Below are 23,143 nucleotides of genomic sequence, written 5' to 3'. Positions count from 1 at the left end.
GGTGTGCAAATATCGAGGCGCCCGTCGAGCCGCCCTCCCTCGTCGCCCGGAGGTCAGATCCGCCATGACCCGCCCACGCCGCCCGGCACCCGCCACGAGGGCCCGCATCCTGGAAGCGGCGAGACGGGAACTGGGCCGCGACCCCGACAGCAGCCTCACGGACATCGCGGCGGCAGCCGGGGTGGTGCGCCGCACGGTCTACGGCCACTTCGCGGGCCGGTCCGCGCTGGTGGAAGGCCTTGCCGCCGAGGCCGCGGAGGCGCTGCGCGACGCCCTGGCGACGGCCCCGGATCCCCCTTCCGACGCCGTCACCGCGCTACGGCGCTTCGTCCTGGCGCTCTGGCCCGTCGGCGACCGCTATCGCATCCTGCTGAGACTCGCGCCGCAGGACCTGGGGACGGCACGGGTCGACGAGATCCTCGCCCCCGCACGTGACAGGGCGACGGCGATCATCGAACACGGACAGCGACAGGGCGTCTTCCGCACGGCCATCCCACCGGCCCCGCTCGCCAGAGCACTGGAGAGGCTCCTCCTCGCCCTCCTGGACTGCGTGAACGCCGGCACCTGGAGCGACGACGGGACGCGCAGCGCGAGGGCGGCACTGATCACGGTGGGGGCGGATGCCCCTGTGGACCCCCGGGATGAACTCACAAGCGGGTCAGAGGCCCACTGAACCCCGCAATCAGCTGTCGGAAGCGTCGCCGTCCCGCATCTCCGACGCCACATCCCGCACGATCGACGTCGCGGCCTCGTCCGACACCCCCGCGGCGACCAGCGTGGCCACCGCCGTCCGGGTCCCGTCGTCCTCCCAGGCGCCCGTGTTGACGCTCTCCAGAAGGGAGAGGGTGACGGCCTCCAGCGCCGCGCTCAGCACCGCCGCCGGCAGATGATCGTGGAACACCCCCGCACGTTGCCCGCGCTCCAGGATCGCGGTGGCCTCGTCACGGGCCGGGGCGAGGGTCTCGGACACCCGCTGCGTGCCCAGGTCCTGGCGGGCGAGGGAGAGGAGCAGCCGGTAGCGGTCGCCGACGGGCCAGATCGACAGGACGAACCGGGCCAGGGCCCGCTCCGGCGCCTCCTCGGCGTCGGGCACCCCGGCCGCGATGCCGCGCAGGGTCTCGGACGCCTCCTCGGCGAGCGCCTCCAGCAGGGCCGCGCGCCCCGGGAAATGCCCGAAGAGCGTACGGCGGACCACCCCGGCGGCCCGGGCGATCTCCTCCAGGGTCACATCGGGGTTCCGGCCGAGTTCCTGCCGGGCGGTGGCGAGGATGCGGGCGCGGTTGGAGCGGGAGTTGCGGCGCAGCGGTTCACGGACGACGGGTTTGGTCATGGCGCTGAAAGCCCCTGTCAGTCGAGGTCGGGCAGGGGGCGGCGGGCGACGTCACGGGCGTCCTCGGGCGGCACTCCCAGCATGCGCAGCAGCATCTCGGCCAGGTTGGACGCGGCCTCGTCGCCGTCGAGCTCGGGCCGGGCGAACCGCAGTTCCACCAGCGCCAGCAGGGAGCCGCCCAGGGCGGTCACGGCGACGGTGGGATCGGTGACGGTGAACCGGCCGGAGGCGATCCCGGCCTCCAGATCGCGCACCGCGCGCGGGGCGAGGCCCGATTCCGAGTGGATGTGTCCGAGGCCGCGGTGGCGCAGTACCTGCATCAGCTCGGGCCGGGAGTCGGCCATGCGCGCACTGAGGCGGAAGCCGGTCGCGACGAGTTCCGCCGGGTCGTCGACGCCGTTCAGATGCTCGTCGAAGGTCTGCCCCAGCTCTTCGAGGGCGTCCCGCACCGCCGCGTCGAACAGCTCCGTCTTCGACTCGAAGTGGTTGTAGAAGGAGCCGAAGCCGACGTCCGCGCGCTCCGCGATCAGCTGGATGCTCGCGCTGGTGTCCCCGGTCTCGGCGAGGATCTGCCGCGCCGCGCGGACGAGTGCCTGACGGGTCTCGGCACGGCGCCGTTCGAAGCGGTTGCGGGGCGGGGCTGACGACGGCATGCGCGCGAGTCTAACAACCCCCCGCGGGGCGCCACAGTTCTGACGAAATCCTCAGTTTCAGCGCGGGCGACTATTGACGATCGAAGAGTCAAAGCTGATGATTTCCTCAATTCAGCGATGTCGCATGGAGGACGTCATGTCCAAGACGGCCCATCAGGACCTCCACAGCGAGCGGGGCGCCCTGCGTGGCGAGCACGTTGGCCGCTCCCGGAACCCGGTGATCAAGGTGGCCGACCTGGCCTGGCTGGAGTTCGAGAAGCCGGACCTGGACCGAGCCGAGGTCTTCGCCCGGGACTTCGGCTTCGCCATCGCCGCCCGCACCGAGCGGGAACTGTGGCTGCGCGGCACCTTCGCGGGCTCACCGTGCATGGTGATCCGGCGCGGCCGTACGTCCCGCTTCATCGGCCCGGCCTTCCGCGCGGCGGAGCGGCCCGACCTGGACCGGCTGGCCCGGGCCACGGGCACGGCCGTACGGGACGCCGATGTGCCGGGCGGCGGAAAGGCGGTCGCCCTGCTCGACCCCTCGGGCTTCCCCGTACGCGTGGTGGTGTGCGGCGAGGACCTGTCGGCCCTGCCCGAACAACGGCCGCTCCCCCTCAACACCGGCACCGGGCACCCCCGTACGAACGCCACGCAACGCCCCCCACGCGAACCGTCCCGGATCCAGCGACTGGGCCATGTCGTCCTGGAGACCCGCGTGTTCACCCGGGCCCTGGACTGGTACCTGGACACGCTCGGCATGATCGTGTCCGACTTCCTCTTCCTCGACGGGCAGCGCGAGCGCGGCCCGACCATGGCGTTCATCCGCTGCGACCAGGGCGGCCTCGCCGTGGACCACCACACGCTGGCGATGCATCTGGGGCCGGGCACGGGCTACGTCCACTCCGCCTACCAGGTGACCGACCTGGACTCGATCGCCGCCGGCGGCGAGTACCTGTCCGAGCGCGGCTACCGGCGCAGCTGGGGCATCGGCCGGCACATCCAGGGCAGCCAGCTCTTCGACTACTGGCGCGATCCCGACCGTCTCATGCTGGAGCACTACGCCGACGGCGACCTGTTCTCCTGCGACATCGAGCCGGGCTGGGCGCCCATGTCGACGAGCGGCCTGGCCCAGTGGGGCCCACCGGCCACCCGCGACTTCCTCGGCGCGAGCCCCTCCCCGCAACGGGTCCGCGACGTCGTCCAGGCCCTGCGGGGCGACAACGAACTGGACCCGGCACGGCTGCTGGGCCTGCTGAAGGCCGCGAATTCCTGACCACCGCCCACGAGATGAAGGCACCGACGTGAGTACGAACGTCCTGCGCACCACCGACGGCTGGTGGGTCGCCCTCGGCGACCGCGCCGTCCCTGTCGACACCAAGGCCGTCACCACGGCCGAACTGCTGGCCGACCGGGCCACCGTACGGGAGGCGGCTCTGTCCGGCGAGGCGGGCACACCGGTCGCCGAACTGGCACCCCTCTCCCCGGTCACCACCCCCTGCCGGGTGATCGCCCAGATGGTCAACTACCGCAGCCACGCCAGCGATTCGGGCTTCACCGGCGACATCCCGCCCGCATTCTTCCGCAAGGCGTCCGGCTCGATCAGCGGCCCGCAGGACACCATCGTCCGCCCGCCGCACGTGCGGCTCCTCGACTACGAGATCGAACTGGGCCTGGTCATGGGCGCGCCGCTGAGCGTCGGCACCGTCGTAGAGGAAGGCGATCTGCCGTCGTACGTCGCCGGACTCGTGATCGCCAACGACGTCAGCGCCCGGGACGTACAGCTGACGAAGACCCAGTTCTACGAGAGCAAGTCGTACCCCACCTTCACACCGACAGGCCCCGCCCTCTGCCTCCTGGAACCGGAGGACTTCGCCCATCTCCCCGACCTGCGCCTGCGGTTGTCGGTCAACGGCGAGCCACGCCAGGACCGCACCCTCACCGACATGATCGTCCGTCCGGCCCGGGCACTCACCCTGCTGGCCCGCTTCCAGACCCTCGACCCTGGCGATCTGCTGCTGACCGGCACGCCCGGCGGCACCGCCCTCAAGGCCCCGCCGAAGCCCGTCGAGAAGATCGCCGCGCTGCTGCCGCCCGCCGTGAAGTGGAAGACGTTCTTCAAGACCCAGGCGAAGAACCCCCGCTACCTGCGCCACGGCGACGTGGTGACGGCGACCATCGCCACCCCGGACGGGCGCATGGACCTCGGGGAGCAGCGCACGCCGGTGTCCCACGCGGAATGACCCGCGCGACCGAAACCGAAGACCAGACTCCGACACCCGAATGAGCCGCACATGACCGTCGAGTCCCCCTCGGCCTCCGCACCAGTGGTGATCGTCGGAGCCGGCCCCGTGGGCGTGACCGCCGCCCTCCTCCTGGCCCGGCGCGGCGTGCGTACCGTCGTCCTCGAACGCCACCACGACGTCTACCCCCTGCCGCGCGCCGTCGCCGCCGACGACGAGGTCCGCCGCATCCTCCAGGCCGCCGGGGTCGAGGCGGAGTTCGCCGCGATCGCCCGCCCCGCACGGGGCCTCCGGCTGCTGGACGCCCGACACCGGGTGCTGGCGGAGTTCCCACGCGCCGCGCGGGGCGCCCACGGCTTCCCGCAGACCAGCATGTTCGACCAGCCGGAGCTGGAGCGGGTCCTGCGTGAGGCGCTGGCACGCAGGCCGGAGTGCGAGCTGCGCGGCGGGGTGGAGGTCGTCGGCGTGGAGCAGGCCGAGATGGACGACGACGGTCCGGTGCGCGTGACGTACCGCGACGACACGGGCGAACACGTACTGCGGGCGAACGCCGTCCTGGGCTGCGACGGCGCCAACAGCCTCACCCGCGAGGCCATCGGCGCCGGCTGGGAGGACCTGCGCTTCGAGGAACGCTGGACCGTCGTAGACGTCCGCACGAGCCTCCCGGTCCGCTGCTGGGAAGGCGTGGAACAGATCTGTGATCCACGGCGCCCGGCGACGTTCATGCGCATCGGCGAGGACCGCTACCGCTGGGAGTTCCGCGTCCAGGACGACACGGAACCAACTCGGGAGCGGCTGCGAGAACTGGTCGCCCCATGGGTGGACTTGGCGCACGCCGCCGAATTCGAGGTGCTGCGCCAGGCGCGCTACACCTTCCGGGCACGGATCGCCGACCACTGGCGCCGAGGCCGGGTCTTCCTGCTGGGCGACGCGGCCCACCTGACCCCGCCGTTCATCGGGCAGGGTTTGTGCGCGGGCCTGCGGGACGCGCACAACCTGGCGTGGAAGCTCACCGCCGTCCTCCGGCGGGGAGCGGACGAACGGTTGCTGGACACGTACGAGACCGAACGCAAGCCGCACGCCCGCCACATGATCCGGCTCGCAGTCGCGATGGGCTGGGCGATGACCGGCGGCCAGGACGGCGCCGCGGCCCTCCGCCGCGGCGCCCTGAACGCGGCGGTCCGTATCCCCGGCCTGAGCACGGCGGCCGCCCGCGACCTCACTCCGGCCCTGACCACGGGCCCGCTGGTCTGCCGCCGCCCTCTCGGGGCGGGCCGCCGTCTGGTGGGGCACGTCTGCCCGCAACCGTGGGTGACGGCGGCCGGGCCCCCGGAACACCGCACCCGCCTGGACACCCTGCTGGGCGACTCCTTCGCGGTCCTGATGACGGGGCCACCGTCCCCCTCTCTCCAAGCGCTGGCCAACGCCCTCGGCGCCAGGACGATCCTCGTGACCGACCTCGGCGACGACGGCCGACTCGCGGCATGGCTGCGCACGGGACGAGCGGACGCCGCACTCCTGCGCCCGGACCGGGTCGTGATGGACGTGATCCCGCACGGGGACGTCGAGTTCACGGCAGCCACGACCTGGGCGCCCCTGCTGCACACCACCACCCACACCCCACCACTGCTCGAAGCGCGCCGAGGAGCACCGAGATGAAGTACCCGGACTCTTTCTTCACTCCCGATCCGGAGGCCGCGGCAACCAGCCGCATCGCGGACTTCACCCGCTGGGCGGCGGCCCGGCACCGGGACGTGGCGGCCGACGCCGACTACAGCGCCCTGCACCACTGGTCGGTCACCGACCTGGAAGGCTTCTGGGGCGCGGTGTGGGAGTACTTCGCCATCGAGTCGGACACCCCGTACGAGCAGGTGCTGGCCGAGGAGACCATGCCGGGCGCCCGCTGGTTCCCCGGAGCCACCCTCAACTACGCCCACCACGCCCTGCGCAACCTCCCCGACGACGACGTGGCGATCATCGCCCTCGACGAGACCGGCTCCGGATACGAGGTGACAGGGAACCGCCTGCGCGCCCAAGTCGCCTCGCTCGCCGCGACCCTGCGCGACCTGGGAGTGGGACGGGGCGACCGGGCGGTCGGCTACCTGCCCAACACCCCACACACGATCGTCGCGTTCCTGGCCACCGCGAGCCTGGGCGCGGTCTGGTCGGTGTGCGGCCAGGACTACGCGCCCCGAGCCGCCTCCGACCGGTTCGCCCAGCTCGAACCCACGGTCCTGATCGCAGCCGACGGCTACCTCTTCAACGGCACGACGCACGACCGCCGCGACGCCACGCGCGAACTGGCGCAAGCCCTCCCGACGTCGAAGGCCACGCTCCTGGTCGACCACGTAGGCCTCCCCTGGCCCGGCACCACCCACCCCTCCCTGACGATCCCCTGGGAGGACGCCACCACCCGCACCGAGGAACTGGTCTGCACCCCGGTCCCGTTCGACCACCCTTTGTGGGTCGTCTTCTCCTCCGGCACCACCGGCCTCCCCAAGGGCATCGTCCATGGCCACGGCGGCGTCCTGCTCGAACACCTCAAGACCCTGACCCTGCACTCGGACCTGGGCCCGGGCGACCGCCTCCTCTGGTACACGACCACCCACTGGATGATGTGGAACCTGGTCGCCTCGACCCTGCTGACCGGCGCCACGACCTGCACGTACGACGGCAGCCCGGCGCCGCTCTCCCGCCCGGACATCCTCTGGGACCTGGCCGCCCGCCACCGGGTAACCGTCTTCGGCACCAGCCCCCAATACCTGCTGGGCATGGCCAAATTCGGCATCGACCCGTCACCCCACGACCTCTCCTCCGTCCGCGTGATCGGCTGCACCGGCTCCACCCTCCCGGCCTCCGCCTACCCCTGGGTCCGCGACCACGTCGGCGCCGATGTCCTGCTCGCCTCCATCAGCGGCGGCACGGACGTGGTCTCCGCCTTCGCCGGCAGCGCGCCGACCACCCCCGTATGGGCAGGCGAGCTGTCGGCACCCCACCTGGGCGTAGCGCTGTCCGCCTACGACGAGGCAGGCCTCCCAGTCACCGCCCAGGTAGGCGAACTGGTCATCACCCGCCCCCTGCCCTCCATGCCCCTCCATTTCTGGAACGACCCCGACGGCACCCGCTACCACGACGCCTACTTCTCCTCCTACCCCGGCGTCTGGCGCCACGGCGACTGGATCACCCTCACCCCGCACGGCTCGGTCATCGTCCACGGCCGCTCCGACAGCACCCTCAACCGCAACGGCGTCCGCCTGGGCAGCGCCGACATCCACGACGCGGTGGAACGCCTCCCGGAGATCGCCGAGGCCCTGGTCATCGGAGCGGAGGAGCCCGACGGCGGCTACTGGATGCCGCTGTTCGTGGTGCCGGCGACCGGGGTCCCCCTGGACGAAGACCTCCGCGAAGGGATCAGAACGGCGATCCGCACCGGCGCCTCCCCGCGCCACGTCCCCGACGAAATCCTCCAGGTCCCGGCCATCCCCCACACCCGCACCGGCAAGAAACTGGAGATCCCCGTCAAACGCCTCCTCCAGGGCGCGCCTGCGGAGCAGGTCGTCAATCCTGCAACAGTGGATACCCCGGAGCTCATCGAGTACTACGCGCGGCTGGGGGCGGAACACCGTGAGCAGAGGGGCGGGACATGAGAACGACGGCGTCCTGAAGCAAGGCATACGACGCGGGCTGTACGGCCTGTCGAAGACGCTCTGCCCTGCGCGGTCGGCGACGACGCGGACCGGACCGGAGAGTATGTCGGCCAACCGCCGGGAGGTTCCCGACAGTCGAACCACCAGCTCTTTCCCGCGACGCGACATCTCCCACAGGTCACGTCGGCGGAGCGGCCATGAATGAGATGACCGCGGTGGCGGATCGTTGACGGTATGCAGGAACCGGTACGCATGACGTCTACACGCACAGGCGCTCCCGGCCTCCACCCCGCGGCCTACGGCGCTCTAAATCCAGCAAACCGCCAGGTTGTTGGCCCGATCAGGAACGCATCGCGTTGCGATAAGCTCCTACTGCTGCGCACCTTCCCGGAGGGTACGAGGCGGAGTCCACGGTCCAGTCCGCTGGATGTGAGTGACGGATGGGACGGATGCCCGGTAGGGCGGTCCTACCGTTCCGAACTCACACCATGGAGTGGGCCTATATGGAACCGGTCGAGTACAAGCCTGCGCGTCGTCCTTGGATCCGCGAGATCCTGGTCGGCGTCGCCGCGAGCGTGATCTCCAACCTCGTGTGGGAGGCACTGGCGGTGGCAGCGCGCCACCTCATCTGAGGTAGGCCTGTGGCGGGCCCGGCGAGCCCGCCACTCTTCCGCCTGTCTGGCCTCGGCCATGCGACGAGGATCCCTCAGAAGAGCAACTCCTGCCCGGGAGAGGTGTCGTTACCCCTCCTATTCGGGCTGGGAAGATGCGGCACCCGCGCCTCGGCAGGGAGATTTTCCCACGTAGGCCGCAGGCCGTGTACCTGCAAGTCACCCACGCAGGTCTTGAGGTACTCCTGTGTCTCCTCATCCGTGGAGTACAGCACCGTCGCCCGGCTCGCTCTGGTCATGAGCACGTGGTAGGCGTGGCGAATGCAGCGCGCGAACTCCTCCTCTCTTTCCGCCTCACTCCCCGTCCCCTCCCGGAGCTTCATGTCGAACGAACCGGGCACTTTGACCCGTTTGACATTGTTCTCGGAGTCCTTGTACCACTGCCCCTTGCGGTAGACCCAGCGGTCGCCGCGTCTCACCATGTCCTCGCCGAGGATCACCCCGCACCAGTCCCACTCCAGGCCCTGAGCCGTGTAGACGCAGCCGATCTGGTTGATGCCATACGGGTGCACTGACCACTTCGTGGACGGGGGCACCAATCCGTTCTCGCGGAAGGAGTCGCCCTTTGCATTCCACGGACGGTGCCAGTCACCGATCCGCACGTCTGACTCCAAGCGCGCGGCCCTCCCCTTCCCCACCGGCTCGGTCCACGGCCAGCAGAAGCCGGCCACCATGCGCGCCGTGGCTCCCGCCTCCGCCTCGGTCCTGATGATGTGCTCGAGTTCCTCTGGGCTGTCGGCCACCTCGACATGCATCAAGCCGTCGGGGGTCCACTCGGTGGTTCCTGCCTCGATGTCGAGGACGGCCCGCACCCAGCGGATGTAGGCGTCGCTGCCCCCGCAGCGCCATTCCTCCCTGAGCTTGTAGTGGAGTGGAACGATCCCCCGCGCCCTTGCGGCCTCCTCGACCAGGCTCACCGTGCCGACTTCCTTGGGTCGCACGGACTGGCTCTCGTCGAGAAAGAACACCGTGAGGCGAGAGGCATCCAGCAGATCGTCCACCTGAGGCTGCTTGCCCGACTTCTCCTCTCGGCGATACATGTCGATGGTTCGCTCTCTCATGCGATGCGCCTCGTCGCAGATGAGGACGTCCAAGGGAGGGTCCGGAGGCGTCACGAAGTGGCTGAAGTAGGCGAACCTCTTCCTGAACTCGTTGTCGGTGTAGCCCACCTGCTCCTGAAGTGCCCCGTTGAAGGCACGGCTTCCGCTGGCGTACTTCACCGTTTGGCCGGCTGCCTCAAAGTCGGCCCTGAGCTGTAGGCCCACTGCGCTCTTTCCCGTACCTGCACCACCCGTCACGATGAACACCGCTCGTTCGTCATCCGGCGGCGGAGCGGGCTGATCAGGATTGCCGAGAACAAGGGCGGCTCGTTTCAGAACACTCGCCGCCACTCTCTTCTGCTGTCCACGCAAGGTGAACACCGTGTCCTCTCCGCGCGATCTGATCATCGCGTCGAGAAGCGGCGTGTTGCGCAGATTCATGAACCGCAGTAGTTGCTCGACCTCGGAAGCCGCGCCATCCTCCGCGAAATGTCGACGCAGGTCCGCAAGGAGCAGGTCACGACTGTCGTGGGTGTACACACGCTCATAAGCTCCGGTCGGCGCCAACGTATCGAGCAGCGGTCGAACCGAGTCATCGGTAGCATTGTGCAGGTACGCGAATCCGCCGCATTCGACCGTGATGCCACGTAGCGGCCCCTGGTCTCCAGAGAACAATCGGTATGTTTTCCTGAGTTGCAACGCAGGGTGCTTCTTGGGCGTCTTGTATCCCGGGACACTCACGAGCTCCGCGGTGGCCGCTTCAACCCGCGTGACCATTGACCATCGCTTCAGCTCGACGAGTTGGAACGACGGCAGGCACGTCTCCGGGTGTCGGCCCACAAGCACGACATCGATAAGGGGCGGCTCCCCCTTCTGAGGTTCGTCGACCGTCGCAGCGCACTCGACGACCATCTCGACATTGCCCCGCTCCGCCTCAACCAGGTCTTCCGCCAGCACGACCAGGCTTTCGGCCCATGCCTCCCGTTCCGTGTTTGACACATCGCGCCCTCGGAAATACCGGTATCTGGCGGCGAGGTGCGGCACCATCCGGCGCCTCGAGTTCAGAGTGAGCAGGTCCTGCGCAGACAGCTTCAGCAGGAGCATGGACACGAGGTGGTTCCCCCAGGGCACGAGTGACTCGTGCGGGTGGGGGCGTGTCCTCGCTCAGAGGAAGCCCGTCGGGCCGCGATTGGTATGGGTGATCTTAGGGAGCACGGCAGCTTGTGCGAACTCCTCCCGCCGACTCACAACATGTCAGCGGCAAGTTGACGGAATAGCTGCAGGGTCCGGCCGATCGTTCACACCGTAACAGTCACGCGCCGCCCGACCCCCAGCAGTTCTCGTAGCTTTTCTTGCGTCTCCCTATCCGTGGAGTAGACCACCGTGCCGACCATTCCGCGGGTCAGCAGCACCTTGTACGTGTTGCGGATCAGGCGATCCACATCGGCGTCTGGTGTCGAGCGCTTGAACACCGGATCCTTGGACGCCGTACGGTCCGTCACCCATCGGTCGCCGCGCCACACCAGGTCGGGGCCGATAATGACGCCCGACCAGTCGTACTCGAAGCCCTGCGCGGTGTAGACGCATCCGATCTGACCGAAACCCGCAGGGTCCGTGGCCCACAAGGCGGACGGGGGTGCGCCGGAGACTGAGCGATCGCCGCGCAAGTTCCAGGGCCGCGCCCAGTCGCCGATTCTCACGTCGGCCGGAAGGGGCTGTCCCGGCTTGGGTTCCGGGGACCACGGCCAGCAATAGCCAGCTGACATGCGAGCGCTGTATCCCTGGCCGCGGCGGCCATCCAGGAAGCTCTCCATCTCCTCCGGGCTGTCTGCCATCAGGAGTGCCATGCGGTCATCGGGTTCCCACTCGACCGGGCCGCCTGGCTCCAAGTCCAGAAGCCGTACCACCCAGCGCAAGTAGGCGTCGCTCCCGCCGCAGCGGAACTGGCTTTCGAGCCTTACGACCGGGCAGTTCAGACCCCTGCGTGCCGCTGCGGCTCGGATGTCTTCCACTGTGCCCATCTCCCCCGGGCGCACAACCTGGTGCTCGTCGAGCAGGAAGACGGGCACTTTGGCCACGTCTATCAGTTCGTCGATCTGCCGCTTGCCGGTCCGGCGCGCGGCCGGCGTGTACCGGTTGGCCGACGTCTCACGGATGCGATGGGCCTCATCACAGACCAGCACGTCGAGACTGTTCTTCTCTGTTGCCATGAAACTGTTGAAGTACTTGAAGAGATCCTGCACCTCACGCTTCCTGACACCCGCCACCTTGCGCATCGTCTTGGTGAAGGACTGGGACCCGGTCGCATGCAGAGCCGGGATGCCACGCCGGTACAACTCGCCGAGCAAGGAGAGGGCGATAACGCTCTTGCCGGTGCCAGGACCGCCGGTGATCACCACGACCTCCTTGTGGTCCGACTGCTGGGCCTTGCGCACCGCGTTGAGGACCTTGCGGTAGGCAACCTGCTGCTCGTCGAGGAGCACGAACTGCTCCCTCTCACGAACTTCCTGTGCTGCGACCGCCATGAGCTGCTTCGACGGGACTGTCTTGCCCGCGAGCAACGCGTCAGCGGTTGCGGCACCCGGATGCCCAGAGCTGAGCCGGGCACGGACGTAGTCGATGAACTCACCGCGGGTGTCGCCCGCGAACAACTGGCCCCACTGGTCGGACTCGATCTCGCGCAGTGGACCCACATCGAACTCGGTTGCGTTGTGCAGGAAGGCCACTCCCCCGACCCTCTCCGGATGGCCGGCGACCGCGCCGTTGAAGTTGACCAGGTACTCGCAGTAGCGACGAACCTGCTCGATGGGGTTGAGGACCGGCTGAGTAAAGGAAGCGACATGGCAAAGGACCGGGTCGTCCTCGTCCGGGACGACGTCACTCCACTGCTTGAGTTCCACCACGACATAGGAGGGGTCTCCCGTGCGTGGGTGAATCCCGGCGAGAACCGCGTCGGCTCGCTTGCTGTTCATCGGGAGCGCGTACTCGAGCATGACCTCCACGTCACCGAGACCCGCGTCATTGAGCGCCGCGGTCAGCGCTGGGATGCTCCGCTCCCAGGACCGCGCCTCCGAGGGGTTGGGCCGGTAGCCGTGCATATGGGTGAACTGCTCGGTGAGGTGGAGATAGAGCGAACTGTCGAGCGCCATAGCGGCGACCGTTTTCGCAGACGCGCGGAACAGCAAGGACTTCCCTCGGGCAGCACGAAGAGGCTCGTGCGGGTGGGGGCATGTCCTTCGAGGTTCCACCGGCGTGGAACGGAAGCCCGTCGGGCCGCGTTGACGATGTGTTTTAGGGTACCTGGCGGTGCGGGCCGTCGTACCGGGGATCTGAGTGGCGGTAGCACATGTCGTGCCTGATCTCCTCCGCCAACGCCCTGACGCCCGTCTTCAATTGTCGAACCGTGCTTCGCACTCACGGCAGGGCCCGATGTGGAGCGGCAGACGAGTCGGGCTGTACGCCGGGTTCTGTTCCGGCGGGTCCTCGCGGTCCCGTCGGCGACGGCCATCCATCTAGGGCCGGCGTTGCCACCGGCCTCGTGCGGTCTACCCGCGGACTCGGGCGAGCAGCCCTCGAACATCCGCGCAGGGACGCCTCCGAAAAGGCGGCCCCTCTTGACCTTGCTCCGGGTGGGGTTTACCTAGCTGCCCAGGTCACCCTGGGCACTGGTGGTCTCTTACACCACCGTTTCACCCTTACCGAGGACCAAAGTCCCCGGCGGTCTGTTTTCTGTGGCACTGTCCCGCGGGTCACCCCGGGTGGCCGTTAGCCACCACCCTGCCCTGTGGAGCCCGGACGTTCCTCGGGGAGCTCCCCGTCAGGGGGACTCCACGCGGCCGTCCGCCCGGCTCGTCTGCCGTGTCGACCATGGTACCGGGCGGGAGAGGCGCTTTCCGCCGGGTCCGGCCGTCGCCAGGACCGAGCCCGCGAGGATCAGCGTGAACGCCGCCGCGATGCCCGCCGTGAGCGGCTCGTCCAGGAAGATCGCGCCCGCCGCCACCGCGACCGCCGGATTGACGTACGTGAAGACCGTCGCCCGGGTCGGGCCCGCCTCCTTGATCAGCTCCAGGAAGGCCACGAAGGCGATCGCCGTGCAGACGACGCCCAGGGCCGCCAGCGCGGCCAGGACCGAGGGGGAGGGCATGGTCGACGGCCAGGTCATCGCCGCCGCCGGGGCGTAGACCAGTGCCGCCAGGGCCAGGCAGGGGGCGATGAGCTGGAGGGTCGGGACGTTCCTCAGGTGGCGGGCCGCTATCAGAGGCGCCGTCGCGTAGCCCACCACCGTCACCAGTACCTCGGCCAGGGACTTCGCGTCGCCGCCCGTCAGGTGCGGGACCGTGAGGACCCCTACGCCGGCCAGGCCCAGGCCGAGTCCGGTCATCCGCCTCGTCCCCAGCCGCTCCGTCTCGCCGAAGAAGCGGGCCAGGGCCACGCCCACGATGGGGACGCCGGCGATCAGCAGGCCCGCCGTCGAGCTGGAGAGGTGGCGTTCCGCGTCGGTCAGGGTCCACCAGGGGCCGACGATCTCGATGACGGCGAACGCCAGCATCGGCTTCCAGCGGGCCCGGACGGTACGACCGAGACCGCCCTGGCGTATCGCGAAGGGGAGCAGGAGCACGGCGCCCAGCGCACAGCGCGTGAACACCACCATGGACGGGGACACGGCGTCCACCGCCACCTTGATCATCAGGTAGGGAACGCCCCAGACCACTCCCATCAGGGAGAACAGGAACCAGCCGCGTGCAGTCATGCGGCGAGTCTCGGCCGTCTCACCCTGCCGTGTCTTGAACGCTGTTGCGGTATGCCGCCGGGGTCACGCCCAGCACGCGGCGGAACCAGCGGGTGAGGTGCGCCTGGTCGGCGAAGCCGACGAGGCCGGCGACCTCGGCGGGGCGCAGGCCGGACTCCAGGAGGCCGCGGGCCTTGGTGACCCGGTGCTGGGCGAGCCAGGCGTACGGCGGTACGCCCATGGTCGTGCGGAAGGCGCGCAGCAGTTGGTAGCGGGACAGGCCCAGGTCGGTGGCGAGGTCGGCCAGGGAGGGTGGTTCCAGCAGTTCGTCCGCGAGGCGGTCGCGTACGGCTCTGGCGATGGGGCCGGCGCCGGGGACCGTGTCGTCGATCGCCCGCGCTGTCGAGTGGCGGCGGGCCAGGGCCGTGAGCAGCCAGGGCAGCCGGGACTCAGCCTCCAGGGGGTCGGGGCAGGTGCTGATGTCCGTATGGGCGCGGCGGAGGGCGGTGGCCAGGTCCGGGTCGTGGAGGACGGCGTCCCGGAAGTGCGGGAGCCCGCCGCCGAGGGTGCCGTCGGTGAGGAGGGACGGCTCGGCGTAGAGGGCCTGGTAGGCGTAGCCGTCGGCGGCGGCCGGGCCGCCGGTGTGCATCTCGCCCGGTTCCAGGACGACGATCGAGCCGGGGTAGGAGTGGATCCGCCCGCCGCGATAGGCGATGACCTCCGAGCCGCCGACCGTGACACCGATGGTGAACTCGGTGTGCGCGTGCGGCGCGTAGACATGCTGGTCGAAGTGGGCGGTGAGGAGGTCGAGGGGCGGGCCGGCCCGGCCCAGGCGTGCCCTGGTCCAGCGGGCCTGTTCTCGCATGCGGTGCTGTGTGCTCACGTCGTACCCCCGACTCACAGAGGATCAGAGGAAGTCGGTGGTGTCCAGGCCGAAGGCGAAGGGGTCGGGGAGAGTGAGGGGTCTACCGAAGGCCGCTGTGCAGAGCCGGCGGTAGTCGTCCTTCTCCGGCTCGCTGAACAGGGTTGTCGAGGAGGCGTCGCGGTCGACGAGCAGGTAGAGGGGGATGCCACCACGGGCGTAACAACGGCGTTTGACCTCGCTGTCGATATCCGGCCTGGTGAAGGTCACCTCCAGCACCATGGTGACTCCCTCACAGGGCATCCAAGGGGGCGCCCCTCGGAAGAACCGTGGTGCGCGGGCGACGATCGTGCCATCCGGGATCACGTGGTCCTGAGGAAGGCCATGCGCCTGCCCCAGCTTCAGACCCTTGTTTCCTGAGAACTGAAGGTCGAACTCGGAGCGCCGGTGGAGCTGCCTCACGATCCGGCTGATGCAGTGCTCGTGATGCCCGTCCGGCACCGGTGTAAGGACGAACTCTCCCTCGACCAGCTCCGCCCGGAAGCCCTCCGGGGTGTCCAGTTCGACGAACCAGTCCAGCAGCAACTTCCGGGTGTACGGGTCCTGCGCCACGGCGATGATGCTCCTCTCCGACGATCACTGACCAGACTGGGCCACGGCGTGGATCACGTCCGGGGGAAGGGGAGGCGTTCCCTCGATGGTGGTCGCTTGACCTTGCCGCAACGTCAACGTCTTCACTGGTCCCATGCGGATCGGAGAACTCGCCGCCGCCGTCGGCGTCACCACGCGGGCTGTGCGGCATTACCACCAGCTGGGCCTGCTGCCCGAACCGGAGCGGCTGGCGAACGGGTATCGGGAGTACGGGCTGCGGCACGCTGTCGTGCTGGCGCGGATCCGGCGGCTGACGGAGTTGGGACTGGGGCTGGCCGAGGTGCGGGATGTGCTGGCGGACGAGGCCGGGAAGGACCTGGTCGAGGTGCTGACCGAGTTGGACGAGGATCTGGCGCGGCAGGAGGAGGCGATCCGGGAGCGGCGGGGGCGGTTGCGGGTTCTGTTGGAGGCGGAGGGCGGGGTGCCGGTCGAAGGGCCGGTGTCGCCTGAGCTGGCCGCGTTGTTCGCCGGGTCGGCGGGGCTGTCGGAGTCGCCCATGGCCGCCAAGGACCGCGAGATCATGGCCTTCCTGGAGACGGCCATGCCGGACGAGGCACGGGAGCAGCTCGTGTCGTCATTGGGTGAGGCGCTGGGGAGTCCCGAGGCGGTGGCGCGGGCCCATGAGGCGTACGCGCTGCTCGACGCGCTCGCCGGGGCGGAGCCGGACGATCCGCGTGTCGACGGGGCCGCCCGGGCCCTGGCCGGCTGCATTCCCCCGGGGCTGTTCCCGGAGGTCGGGGAGCTCGACCACGACGACGGTGTCATGCGGGCCTTCTACGACGACCTGGCCCCGGCCCAGGCGGAGGCGGTCCGCCGGACCCTGCGACTGCTCGCCGAGGAGCGACGATGAGGATCGTGCGGCTGCTGGTCCGGCACGAGGTGCGGGTGCTCGTGAGTCTCGTGTTGTGGGTGGCGCGGCGTACGCACGGGGTCGGGGGTGGTGGTCAGGGGTTCGGGTACGCGCGCGGGCAGGGCGCGATGATGTTCGGGTTCGGCTTCGTGTGTGTCGTCGAGACCGTGGCGATGTCCGTGCTGCTGCGGGACTGGCCGACCGTGCACGCCGTCTTCCTCTTCGTGGACGTGTACAGCGTCGTCTTCGTCGTCGGGCTGCACGCCTCGTCGGTCGTACGTCCGCACGTACTGGATTTGGTCGGTGGTGAGCTGCGGATCCGGCGGTACGTCCATGTCGATCTGCGGGTGCCGCTGGAGCGGATCGCCTCGGTGCGGCGCGAGCTGCGGATGACGCATGAGCCGGCAGACGGGGAGCTCAATGTGGAGGTGGGGTCCCAGACCACCGTCACGGTCGAGCTGACGGAACCCGTCACTCATGTCGGCTTCTTCGGGCGTCGGCGCCCGGTCGGCGTCATCCGTTTCCACGCCGACGACGCCGACGGGCTCGCGCGTGCCCTCGGCCGGGCGCGGGTCTGAGGTCGACGCCGGTCCCCGTACGCTGTCGGCGGAGTTCGATCGAAGGAGTACGCGTGCTTGTCCTGCTGCCGCCGTCCGAAGGCAAGGCCCCCTCCGGCCGCGGTGCCCCGCTGAAGCCGGAGTCGCTGTCGCTGCCCGGGCTGGCCGACGCCCGGGAGGCCGTCCTCACCGAGCTGGTCGAGCTGTGCGTCGGCGACGAGGACAAGGCGCGCGAGGTGCTCGGGCTCAGTGAGGGGCTGCGGGGCGAGGTCGCGAAGAACGCGGAGCTGCGGACGGCGGGGGCGCGGCCGGCCGGGGAGATCTACACCGGCGTGCTCTACGACGCCCTCGGCCTGGCGACCCTGGACGCCGCCGCCAAGCGGCGGGCGGCGCGCTCGCTGCTCGTGTTCTCCGGGTTGTGGGGTGCCGTGCGGGTGACGGACCGGATTCCGTCGTACCGGTGCTCGATGGGGGTGAAGCTGCCGGGGCTCGGGGCGCTGGGCGCGCACTGGCGTACGGCGATGGCGTCGGTGCTTCCCGAGGCCGCCGGGGGCGGGCTGGTGCTGGATCTGCGGTCCGCCGCGTACGCCGCCGCCTGGAAGCCGAAGGGCGAGATCGCCGGGCGCACGGCGTCGGTACGGGTGCTGCACGCGCCGACGCGGAAGGTCGTCAGCCATTTCAACAAGGCGACCAAGGGGCGGATCGTGCGCGGTCTGCTGACCGCCGGGGCCGATCCGAAGGACCCGGGCGAGCTGGTCACGGCCTTGCGGGACCTCGGGTACGTCGTGGAGGCCGAGGCACCGGCCAAGGCGGGGCAGGCCTGGGCGCTGGATGTGCTGGTGGACGAGGTGCACTGACCCGACCGAGGTCGATCGTTGCAGCATGCGCAATGAGCTTTGCGCATGCTGCTGCGGGGGCGGCAGGATACCGCCATGGTCTCCTCCCTGCCCGCCTCCGTGCTGGATCTCGCGCCCGTCATCCCCGTCGTCGTCATCGAGGACGCGGGCGACGCCGTACCGCTGGCGCGGGCGCTGGTGGCCGGTGGGCTGCCCGCGATCGAGGTGACGCTGCGGACGCCCGCGGCGCTGGACGCGATCCGGGAGATCGCGGGGCAGGTGCCTCAGGCGCTGGTCGGCGCCGGGACGGTGATCAGCCCCGGGCAGGTCGACGAGTCGGTGGCGGCGGGCGCGCGGTTCCTGGTCAGTCCCGGCTGGACGGATCTGCTGCTGGACGCCATGCGGGCGTCCGGGGTGCCGTTCCTGCCGGGGGTGTCGACCACATCGGAGGTCGTGGCGCTGCTGGAGCGCGGGGTGCGGGAGATGAAGTTCTTCCCGGCCGAGGCCGCGGGCGGTACGGCGTATCTGAAGTCGCTCGCCGGGCCGCTGCCGCAGGCCCGCTTCTGCCCGACGGGCGGGATCGGCCCGGCCTCCGCGCCGGACTATCTGGCGCTGCCCAACGTCGGCTGTGTGGGCGGGAGTTGGATGCTCCCGCAGGACGCGGTCGCGGCCCGCGACTGGGGGCGCGTCGAGGCGCTGGCCCGTGCGGCGGCGGGGCTCAGCGCAGGTGGGACGTGTCGTTGAGGAGGCGGACGCTGGCGTTGCCGTCCGCGTAGTACGCGACCACCGACAGGGACGCGGCCGAGAGTTCCATGCGGAACAGGGACTCCGGAGGGGCGCCGAGGGCGAGCCGGACCAGCGTCTTGATCGGGGTCACGTGGGTGACGAGCAGGACCGTGCGGCCCGCGTACGCCGCGACCAGCTTGTCGCGGGTGGCGGCGAGCCGGGTGCCCGTCGCCGCGAAGCTCTCTCCGCCGCCGGTGGGTTCGACGTCCGGAGAGGCCAGCCAGGCGTTCAGGTCCTCGGGGTGGCGCTCGCGCACCTCGGCGAAGGTGAGTCCCTCCCAGTCGCCGAAGTCGGTCTCGCGCAGCCCGTCCTCGATACTCACGTCGAGCCCGAGCCGGTCGGCGACGATACCGGCGGTCTCCCGCGTCCTGGCCAGCGGCGACGACACGACGGCCTGGATGGTGCCGCGCCTCGCCAGCAGCGCGGCGGCGCGCTCGGCCTGTTCCCGGCCGACGTCGGAGAGGGAGGGGTCGGTGCCGCCGCTGCCGGAGAAGCGCTTCTGGGGGGTGAGAGGGGTCTCGCCGTGGCGCAGGAGGACGAAGGTGGCGGGGGCGCCCATGTCGGCGGGTGCCCAGCCGGGCGCGGCAACGGCTTTGGCGGCACGGGCGTCGGCGTCGGCCTTCGCCCCTGCCGAGCGGGCGTCGGCCTCGGCTGCGGCTCGGACGTCCTGCGCACTGGCGTCGGGCTCGTCGGGGTCGGCCTTCGCATCGAGAGCAGCGTCCAGCTCAGCCGTCGACGCCGCCTCCGACCACTGCTCCCCCCTGGCCCCCGCGTCCATCGCCTCGTTGGCCAGCCGGTCCGCGTGCTTGTTCTGCTCCCTCGGCATCCACTCGTACGTGACCCGGCCCGGCGGGAAGACCCGGGCCGACTCCGCCGCCAGCGGCTTCATGTCGGGGTGCTTGATCTTCCAGCGGCCCGACATCTGCTCGATGACGAGCTTGGAGTCCATCCGGACGTGGACCGTGGCCGCCGGGTCCAGTTCATGGGCGGCGCGCAGGCCGGCGAGGAGACCGCGGTACTCGGCGACGTTGTTGGTGGCGACGCCGATGTACTCGGCGGCCTCCCGCAGGGTCTCCCCCGTCGCCGCGTCGCTCACCACGGCCCCGTAGCCCGCGGGCCCCGGGTTGCCCCGCGACCCGCCGTCGGCCTCGACGATGAACTCCCGCACGGCCACCGCCCCTGTCGCCCTTACAGACCCGACTCGGACGTGCGCACCAGGATGCGCCCGCAGTTCTCGCAGCGGATCACCGTGTCGGGCGCCGCCTTGCGGATCTCGGCGATCTCCGTGAGGGCCAGCTCCTGCCGGCAGCCCTGGCAGCTGCGCGCGTACAGCTTCGCCGCGCCGATGCCGCCCTGCTGCGCGCGCAGCCGGTCGTAGAGCTTGAGCAGATCGGCGGGCACGGACCCGGCGACGACCTCGCGCTCCTTGGTGGCGGTGGCGGCGTCGCCGTCGAGCTGCTCGAAGGCGGCGTCCCGGCGGGCGGTCGCGTCGTCGATCTTCGACTGGACGGAGGAGACCCGCTCGGTCAGCTCGGCCGTCCGCTCCTGCGCGGACTCCCGGCGCTCCATGACCTCCAGCACGACGTCCTCCAGATCGCCCTGCCGCTTGGCGAGGGAGGCGATCTCGCGCTGGAGGTTCTCCAGGTCCTTGGGGGAGGTGACGGCGCCGGAGTCCAGGCGCTGCTGGTCGCGGGTGGCGCGCTGGCGCACCTGGTCCACGTCCTGCTCGGCCTTGGTCTGCTCGCGGGCGGTGTCGCTCTCCTCGGTCTGCGCGGCCACGAGCAGGTCGCGCAGCTGGATGTGGTCCTTGGCGAGCGACTCGATCTCGGCGTGCTCGGGCAGCGACTTGCGCTTGTGCGCGAGCTGCTGGAGGCGGACGTCGAGGTCCTGGACGTCGAGGAGTCGGATCTGGTCGGCGGGCTCGGCGTTCAGTTCGGGGCTCCCAGGGGGTCAGAAGTGGTGGAGGCCGCGTGCGCGGTCCAGGGGTCGGTGACCGTCTTCGAGACGTGGACGCGCAGGTCCCATCCGTGCCGGTCGGAGATCTCGTCGAGCTGACTCGCGGCCAGCTCGCACCAGGGCCACTCGGTGGCCCAGTGCGCCGCGTCGAGCAGCGCGAGGGGGCTGTGGGCGCGATCCGCCAGGAACTCGGCCGCGGGGTGGTGCCGCAGGTCCGCCGTGAGGAAGGCGTCGACACCCGCCGCGCGTACATGGTCGAAGAGGCTGTCGCCGGAGCCGCCGCTGACGGCGACCGTACGGACGACCGCCTCGGGGTCGCCGGCGACGCGGATGCCCTGCGCGGTGGCGGGCAGTCGCTCGGCGGCACGGGCGGCGAACTCGCGGACGGTCAGCGGGGAGTCCAGCGCGCAGACGCGGCCCAGGCCCCGGCGGCCCTCGGGGTCGGTGGGGTCCGGGACGAGCGGTCCGGTGACGCGCAGGTCGAGCGCGCCCGCGAGGGCGTCGGAGACACCCGGGTCGGCGGTGTCGGCGTTGGTGTGGGCGACGTGCAGCGCGATGTCGTTCTTGATGAGGGTGTGGACGACACGGCCCTTGAAGTGGGTCGCCGCGACGGTCGTCGTGCCGCGCAGATAGAGCGGGTGGTGGGTGACGAGCAGGTCGGCGCCCAGCTTCACCGCCTCGTCGACGATCTCCTGGACCGGGTCGACGGCGAACAGGACCCGGGTGACCTCCTGGTCCGGGTCGCCCACGACGGTGCCGACCGCGTCCCAGGACTCGGCCCGCTCGGCGGGCCACAGGTTCTCGAGCGCGGTGATGACTTCAGACAGACGGGGCACGGGAGCAAGGCTACCCGTCTGATCTGTGGCGTTGAACCGCCACCGCCACCGCTACCGCCACCGCGGCCGGGACCGTCCCGGCCGCCACCCCGGCCACCGACACCGGCCCCGTCGGCCGCCTGTCGCCCCGCCGAGCACAAATGCACCCTTTTCCTCAGGCGAATCGTTCCTGGAACACCCTTATGTGTGAAGCCGGAGCGCCCGGATTCCCCACCTGTGGCATGAAAACTACGTTCGTCACTGGAGGTGACCGAACGATGACTGCCTGTGCGATCGAGCCTTCGGCGGGACACGAGGACGGTGACAGGGCGGGGCCGGTGAGCTGCGCGCTCTCCGCCGACGGTGCCTACGCCGCACGCCTGGCGTCGGCCGGCGACTCCTGGTTCCCGGAGCGCTGGACCCTGAACGGCCCCGAGCCGTACGCGGTGCCGCTGCCCCGCAACCAGCCGGAGGAGCCGGGCACCGAGGTGCAGCCGATGGCCGACGGGCGGGTCCTCATCCACCGTCTGGTGGCCGGGCGGCACGCCTTCTCCCTGCTCTACCCGACCGGCCCCGGCACCGGCGAGCTGCCCCTGGGCGCGATCCGGTGCCCGGACACGGCGGCCCGGCTGTGGCTGCTGCCGCCCGCCCCCGGCGGCGAGCGGGCGTACGCCCTGGCGGTCGGCCGGCGTTCGACGGCGGTGTGGCTGATCGCGGGCGGCCCCGCCGGACCTCAGCAGGTGGCCGAGTTGCCCGGCCGCTGCTCGGGCGGGGTCTGGCTGGACCCGGCCGGGCGGCTGCTGGCGCTGGACCGGGAGACCGGCGGGCCCACCAAGACCGTCGTGGTGGATCTGGAGTGCGGCGGCCAGGTGTCGCCCCTGCTGCAGATCACCGCCTACAGCGACGACCGGCTGCTGCTCGCCGACCACGACAGCGGGCTGCTGATCGTCCGCTCGGACGCGCCGTCGCCGGGTCATGGCCGGCTGGGCTGGGGTGTCCTGGGCAGTTCCCTGCCGGTGCGTTTCCCGGAGTGCCTGCGGTTGCGGGACTGCGCGGTCACACCGTTCGCGATCCAGCCGGGGCAGGTGCTGACACCGGAGAGCTGCGCGGTGGCGTTGCGCGTGGACGGGCCGGCGGGCAGCTGGGTCGCCGTGTGGCGGCCGGCCGAGCGGCGGGTGCACCATCTCCCGGCGCCCGAGGGGTGGTTGGCGGGCACCGGCCTGTGGACCCCGGAGGGAGTGCTGCGGCTGCCGTACGCGACGGAGGTCGTGCCGTGCGGCGTGGCGCAGGTGAGCCCACCCGGGGCTGCGGTGCCGTTGCCCGAGCCGGGCGAGGAATCGGGGCAGGAGGCGGGCGCGCGGACAGCCGGCCCGACCGCCGCACCGGGGCATCCCCCTGAACCGGGACCGGCAGCGGAAGCGGCTGCTCCGACCCCCTCCGCCCCTCGACCGGTGCCGCTGCAGCAAGCGCCGCTCGGACGGATGTAACGAACTAGTGCCGGTTGGCGTGGCCGCCTGGATCACGGGTGAGGGGTGCCG

At 70.6% G+C, this 23,143-nt stretch carries 20 protein-coding genes, 1 other RNA gene and 1 pseudogene; 11 read left to right on the top strand and 11 right to left on the bottom strand.

What is annotated here, in order from left to right; translation table 11 throughout:
* Nucleotides 1-64: 64 nt before the first annotated feature.
* A complete protein-coding gene (locus tag NNW99_RS27375) occupies nt 65-673 on the top strand; it encodes a TetR/AcrR family transcriptional regulator (RefSeq protein WP_215121827.1) in 609 nt (202 codons plus the stop codon).
* Between the two features lie 9 nt (nt 674-682).
* Here NNW99_RS27375 and NNW99_RS27370 read toward each other — a convergent pair whose 3' ends face one another.
* The gene (locus NNW99_RS27370; RefSeq protein ID WP_215121826.1) at nt 683-1,330 is read right to left on the bottom strand and encodes a TetR/AcrR family transcriptional regulator; all 648 of its coding nucleotides are present in this window, start codon (nt 1,328-1,330) and stop codon (nt 683-685) included.
* 17 nt (nt 1,331-1,347) lie between these two features.
* Entirely contained in the window at nt 1,348-1,983 is a 636-nt protein-coding gene (locus tag NNW99_RS27365; protein ID WP_215121825.1) for a TetR/AcrR family transcriptional regulator, read from the bottom strand.
* Between the two features lie 136 nt (nt 1,984-2,119).
* Between NNW99_RS27365 and NNW99_RS27360 the strand changes: the two genes are divergently transcribed.
* From NNW99_RS27360 to NNW99_RS27340, 5 genes are all read left to right on the top strand, one after another.
* A complete protein-coding gene (locus tag NNW99_RS27360) occupies nt 2,120-3,238 on the top strand; it encodes a VOC family protein (protein ID WP_370869163.1) in 1,119 nt (372 codons plus the stop codon).
* A gap of 28 nt (nt 3,239-3,266) precedes the next feature.
* Entirely contained in the window at nt 3,267-4,205 is a 939-nt protein-coding gene (locus NNW99_RS27355; RefSeq protein WP_215121823.1) for a fumarylacetoacetate hydrolase family protein, read from the top strand.
* A gap of 51 nt (nt 4,206-4,256) precedes the next feature.
* Nucleotides 4,257-5,864, top strand: coding sequence for a bifunctional 3-(3-hydroxy-phenyl)propionate/3-hydroxycinnamic acid hydroxylase (locus NNW99_RS27350; RefSeq protein WP_215121822.1), 1,608 nt, complete (start codon nt 4,257-4,259; stop codon nt 5,862-5,864).
* On the top strand, nt 5,861-7,852 hold the full coding sequence (locus tag NNW99_RS27345) for an acetoacetate--CoA ligase (RefSeq protein WP_215121821.1): 1,992 nt from the start codon (nt 5,861-5,863) through the stop codon (nt 7,850-7,852). The genes NNW99_RS27350 and NNW99_RS27345 overlap by 4 nt, the downstream gene beginning before the upstream one ends.
* A gap of 488 nt (nt 7,853-8,340) precedes the next feature.
* The gene (locus tag NNW99_RS27340; protein ID WP_215124630.1) at nt 8,341-8,484 is read left to right on the top strand and encodes a DUF6408 family protein; all 144 of its coding nucleotides are present in this window, start codon (nt 8,341-8,343) and stop codon (nt 8,482-8,484) included.
* 74 nt (nt 8,485-8,558) lie between these two features.
* On the opposite strand, the gene NNW99_RS27335 is transcribed toward NNW99_RS27340, so the two are convergent.
* The 6 genes and pseudogenes from NNW99_RS27335 to NNW99_RS27305 form a co-directional block, all read right to left on the bottom strand.
* Nucleotides 8,559-10,667 (bottom strand): DUF2075 domain-containing protein, encoded by a 2,109-nt coding sequence (locus NNW99_RS27335; protein ID WP_251058137.1) that lies wholly within the window; start codon nt 10,665-10,667, stop codon nt 8,559-8,561.
* Nucleotides 10,668-10,861: 194 nt separating this feature from the next.
* Nucleotides 10,862-12,748: a DUF2075 domain-containing protein gene (locus NNW99_RS27330; protein WP_215121819.1), complete on the bottom strand. Its 1,887-nt coding sequence runs from the start codon at nt 12,746-12,748 to the stop codon at nt 10,862-10,864.
* A 255-nt stretch (nt 12,749-13,003) separates the two neighbouring features.
* Nucleotides 13,004-13,415, bottom strand: an RNA gene (gene rnpB, locus NNW99_RS27325) — RNase P RNA component class A.
* A 118-nt stretch (nt 13,416-13,533) separates the two neighbouring features.
* Nucleotides 13,534-14,250: pseudogene (locus NNW99_RS39200) on the bottom strand (DMT family transporter); the annotation flags it as partial.
* An 82-nt stretch (nt 14,251-14,332) separates the two neighbouring features.
* Complete coding sequence (locus tag NNW99_RS27310; protein WP_215124482.1) at nt 14,333-15,157, bottom strand: AraC family transcriptional regulator; 825 nt, start codon at nt 15,155-15,157, stop codon at nt 14,333-14,335.
* Nucleotides 15,158-15,199: 42 nt separating this feature from the next.
* On the bottom strand, nt 15,200-15,775 hold the full coding sequence (locus NNW99_RS27305; RefSeq protein WP_215124481.1) for a Uma2 family endonuclease: 576 nt from the start codon (nt 15,773-15,775) through the stop codon (nt 15,200-15,202).
* 124 nt (nt 15,776-15,899) lie between these two features.
* Here NNW99_RS27305 and NNW99_RS27300 point away from each other — a divergent pair, with 124 nt between their 5' ends.
* The 4 genes from NNW99_RS27300 (at nt 15,900) to NNW99_RS27285 (ending at nt 18,792) form a co-directional block, all read left to right on the top strand.
* The gene (locus tag NNW99_RS27300; RefSeq protein ID WP_215121817.1) at nt 15,900-16,655 is read left to right on the top strand and encodes a MerR family transcriptional regulator; all 756 of its coding nucleotides are present in this window, start codon (nt 15,900-15,902) and stop codon (nt 16,653-16,655) included.
* Nucleotides 16,652-17,233: a hypothetical protein gene (locus NNW99_RS27295; RefSeq protein ID WP_215121816.1), complete on the top strand. Its 582-nt coding sequence runs from the start codon at nt 16,652-16,654 to the stop codon at nt 17,231-17,233. Before NNW99_RS27300 ends, NNW99_RS27295 begins: the two co-directional genes overlap by 4 nt.
* A gap of 53 nt (nt 17,234-17,286) precedes the next feature.
* Nucleotides 17,287-18,069, top strand: coding sequence for a peroxide stress protein YaaA (gene yaaA / locus NNW99_RS27290; RefSeq protein ID WP_215121815.1), 783 nt, complete (start codon nt 17,287-17,289; stop codon nt 18,067-18,069).
* A gap of 75 nt (nt 18,070-18,144) precedes the next feature.
* On the top strand, nt 18,145-18,792 hold the full coding sequence (locus NNW99_RS27285) for a bifunctional 4-hydroxy-2-oxoglutarate aldolase/2-dehydro-3-deoxy-phosphogluconate aldolase (RefSeq protein ID WP_215121814.1): 648 nt from the start codon (nt 18,145-18,147) through the stop codon (nt 18,790-18,792).
* On the opposite strand, the gene NNW99_RS27280 is transcribed toward NNW99_RS27285, so the two are convergent.
* From NNW99_RS27280 to NNW99_RS27270, 3 genes are read right to left on the bottom strand one after another with little or no spacing between them, the layout of a single operon-like run.
* Nucleotides 18,767-20,002, bottom strand: coding sequence for a bifunctional RNase H/acid phosphatase (locus NNW99_RS27280; protein WP_215121813.1), 1,236 nt, complete (start codon nt 20,000-20,002; stop codon nt 18,767-18,769). The genes NNW99_RS27285 and NNW99_RS27280 overlap by 26 nt on opposite strands.
* Before the next feature lie 20 nt (nt 20,003-20,022).
* Nucleotides 20,023-20,766, bottom strand: coding sequence for a zinc ribbon domain-containing protein (locus tag NNW99_RS27275; protein WP_215124480.1), 744 nt, complete (start codon nt 20,764-20,766; stop codon nt 20,023-20,025).
* Nucleotides 20,763-21,626: a Nif3-like dinuclear metal center hexameric protein gene (locus NNW99_RS27270; RefSeq protein ID WP_215121812.1), complete on the bottom strand. Its 864-nt coding sequence runs from the start codon at nt 21,624-21,626 to the stop codon at nt 20,763-20,765. Before NNW99_RS27270 ends, NNW99_RS27275 begins: the two co-directional genes overlap by 4 nt.
* Before the next feature lie 257 nt (nt 21,627-21,883).
* Here NNW99_RS27270 and NNW99_RS27265 point away from each other — a divergent pair, with 257 nt between their 5' ends.
* Complete coding sequence (locus NNW99_RS27265) at nt 21,884-23,092, top strand: hypothetical protein (RefSeq protein WP_215121811.1); 1,209 nt, start codon at nt 21,884-21,886, stop codon at nt 23,090-23,092.
* The last annotated feature ends 51 nt before the right edge of the window (nt 23,093-23,143 follow it).

Source organism: Streptomyces sp. CRCS-T-1, from assembly GCF_024442335.1.
Classification (GTDB): Bacteria; Actinomycetota; Actinomycetes; order Streptomycetales; family Streptomycetaceae; genus Streptomyces; species Streptomyces koelreuteriae.
The sequence above is the reverse complement of the archived record's forward strand: the minus strand, read 5'-3'. Positions and strand labels throughout refer to the sequence as shown.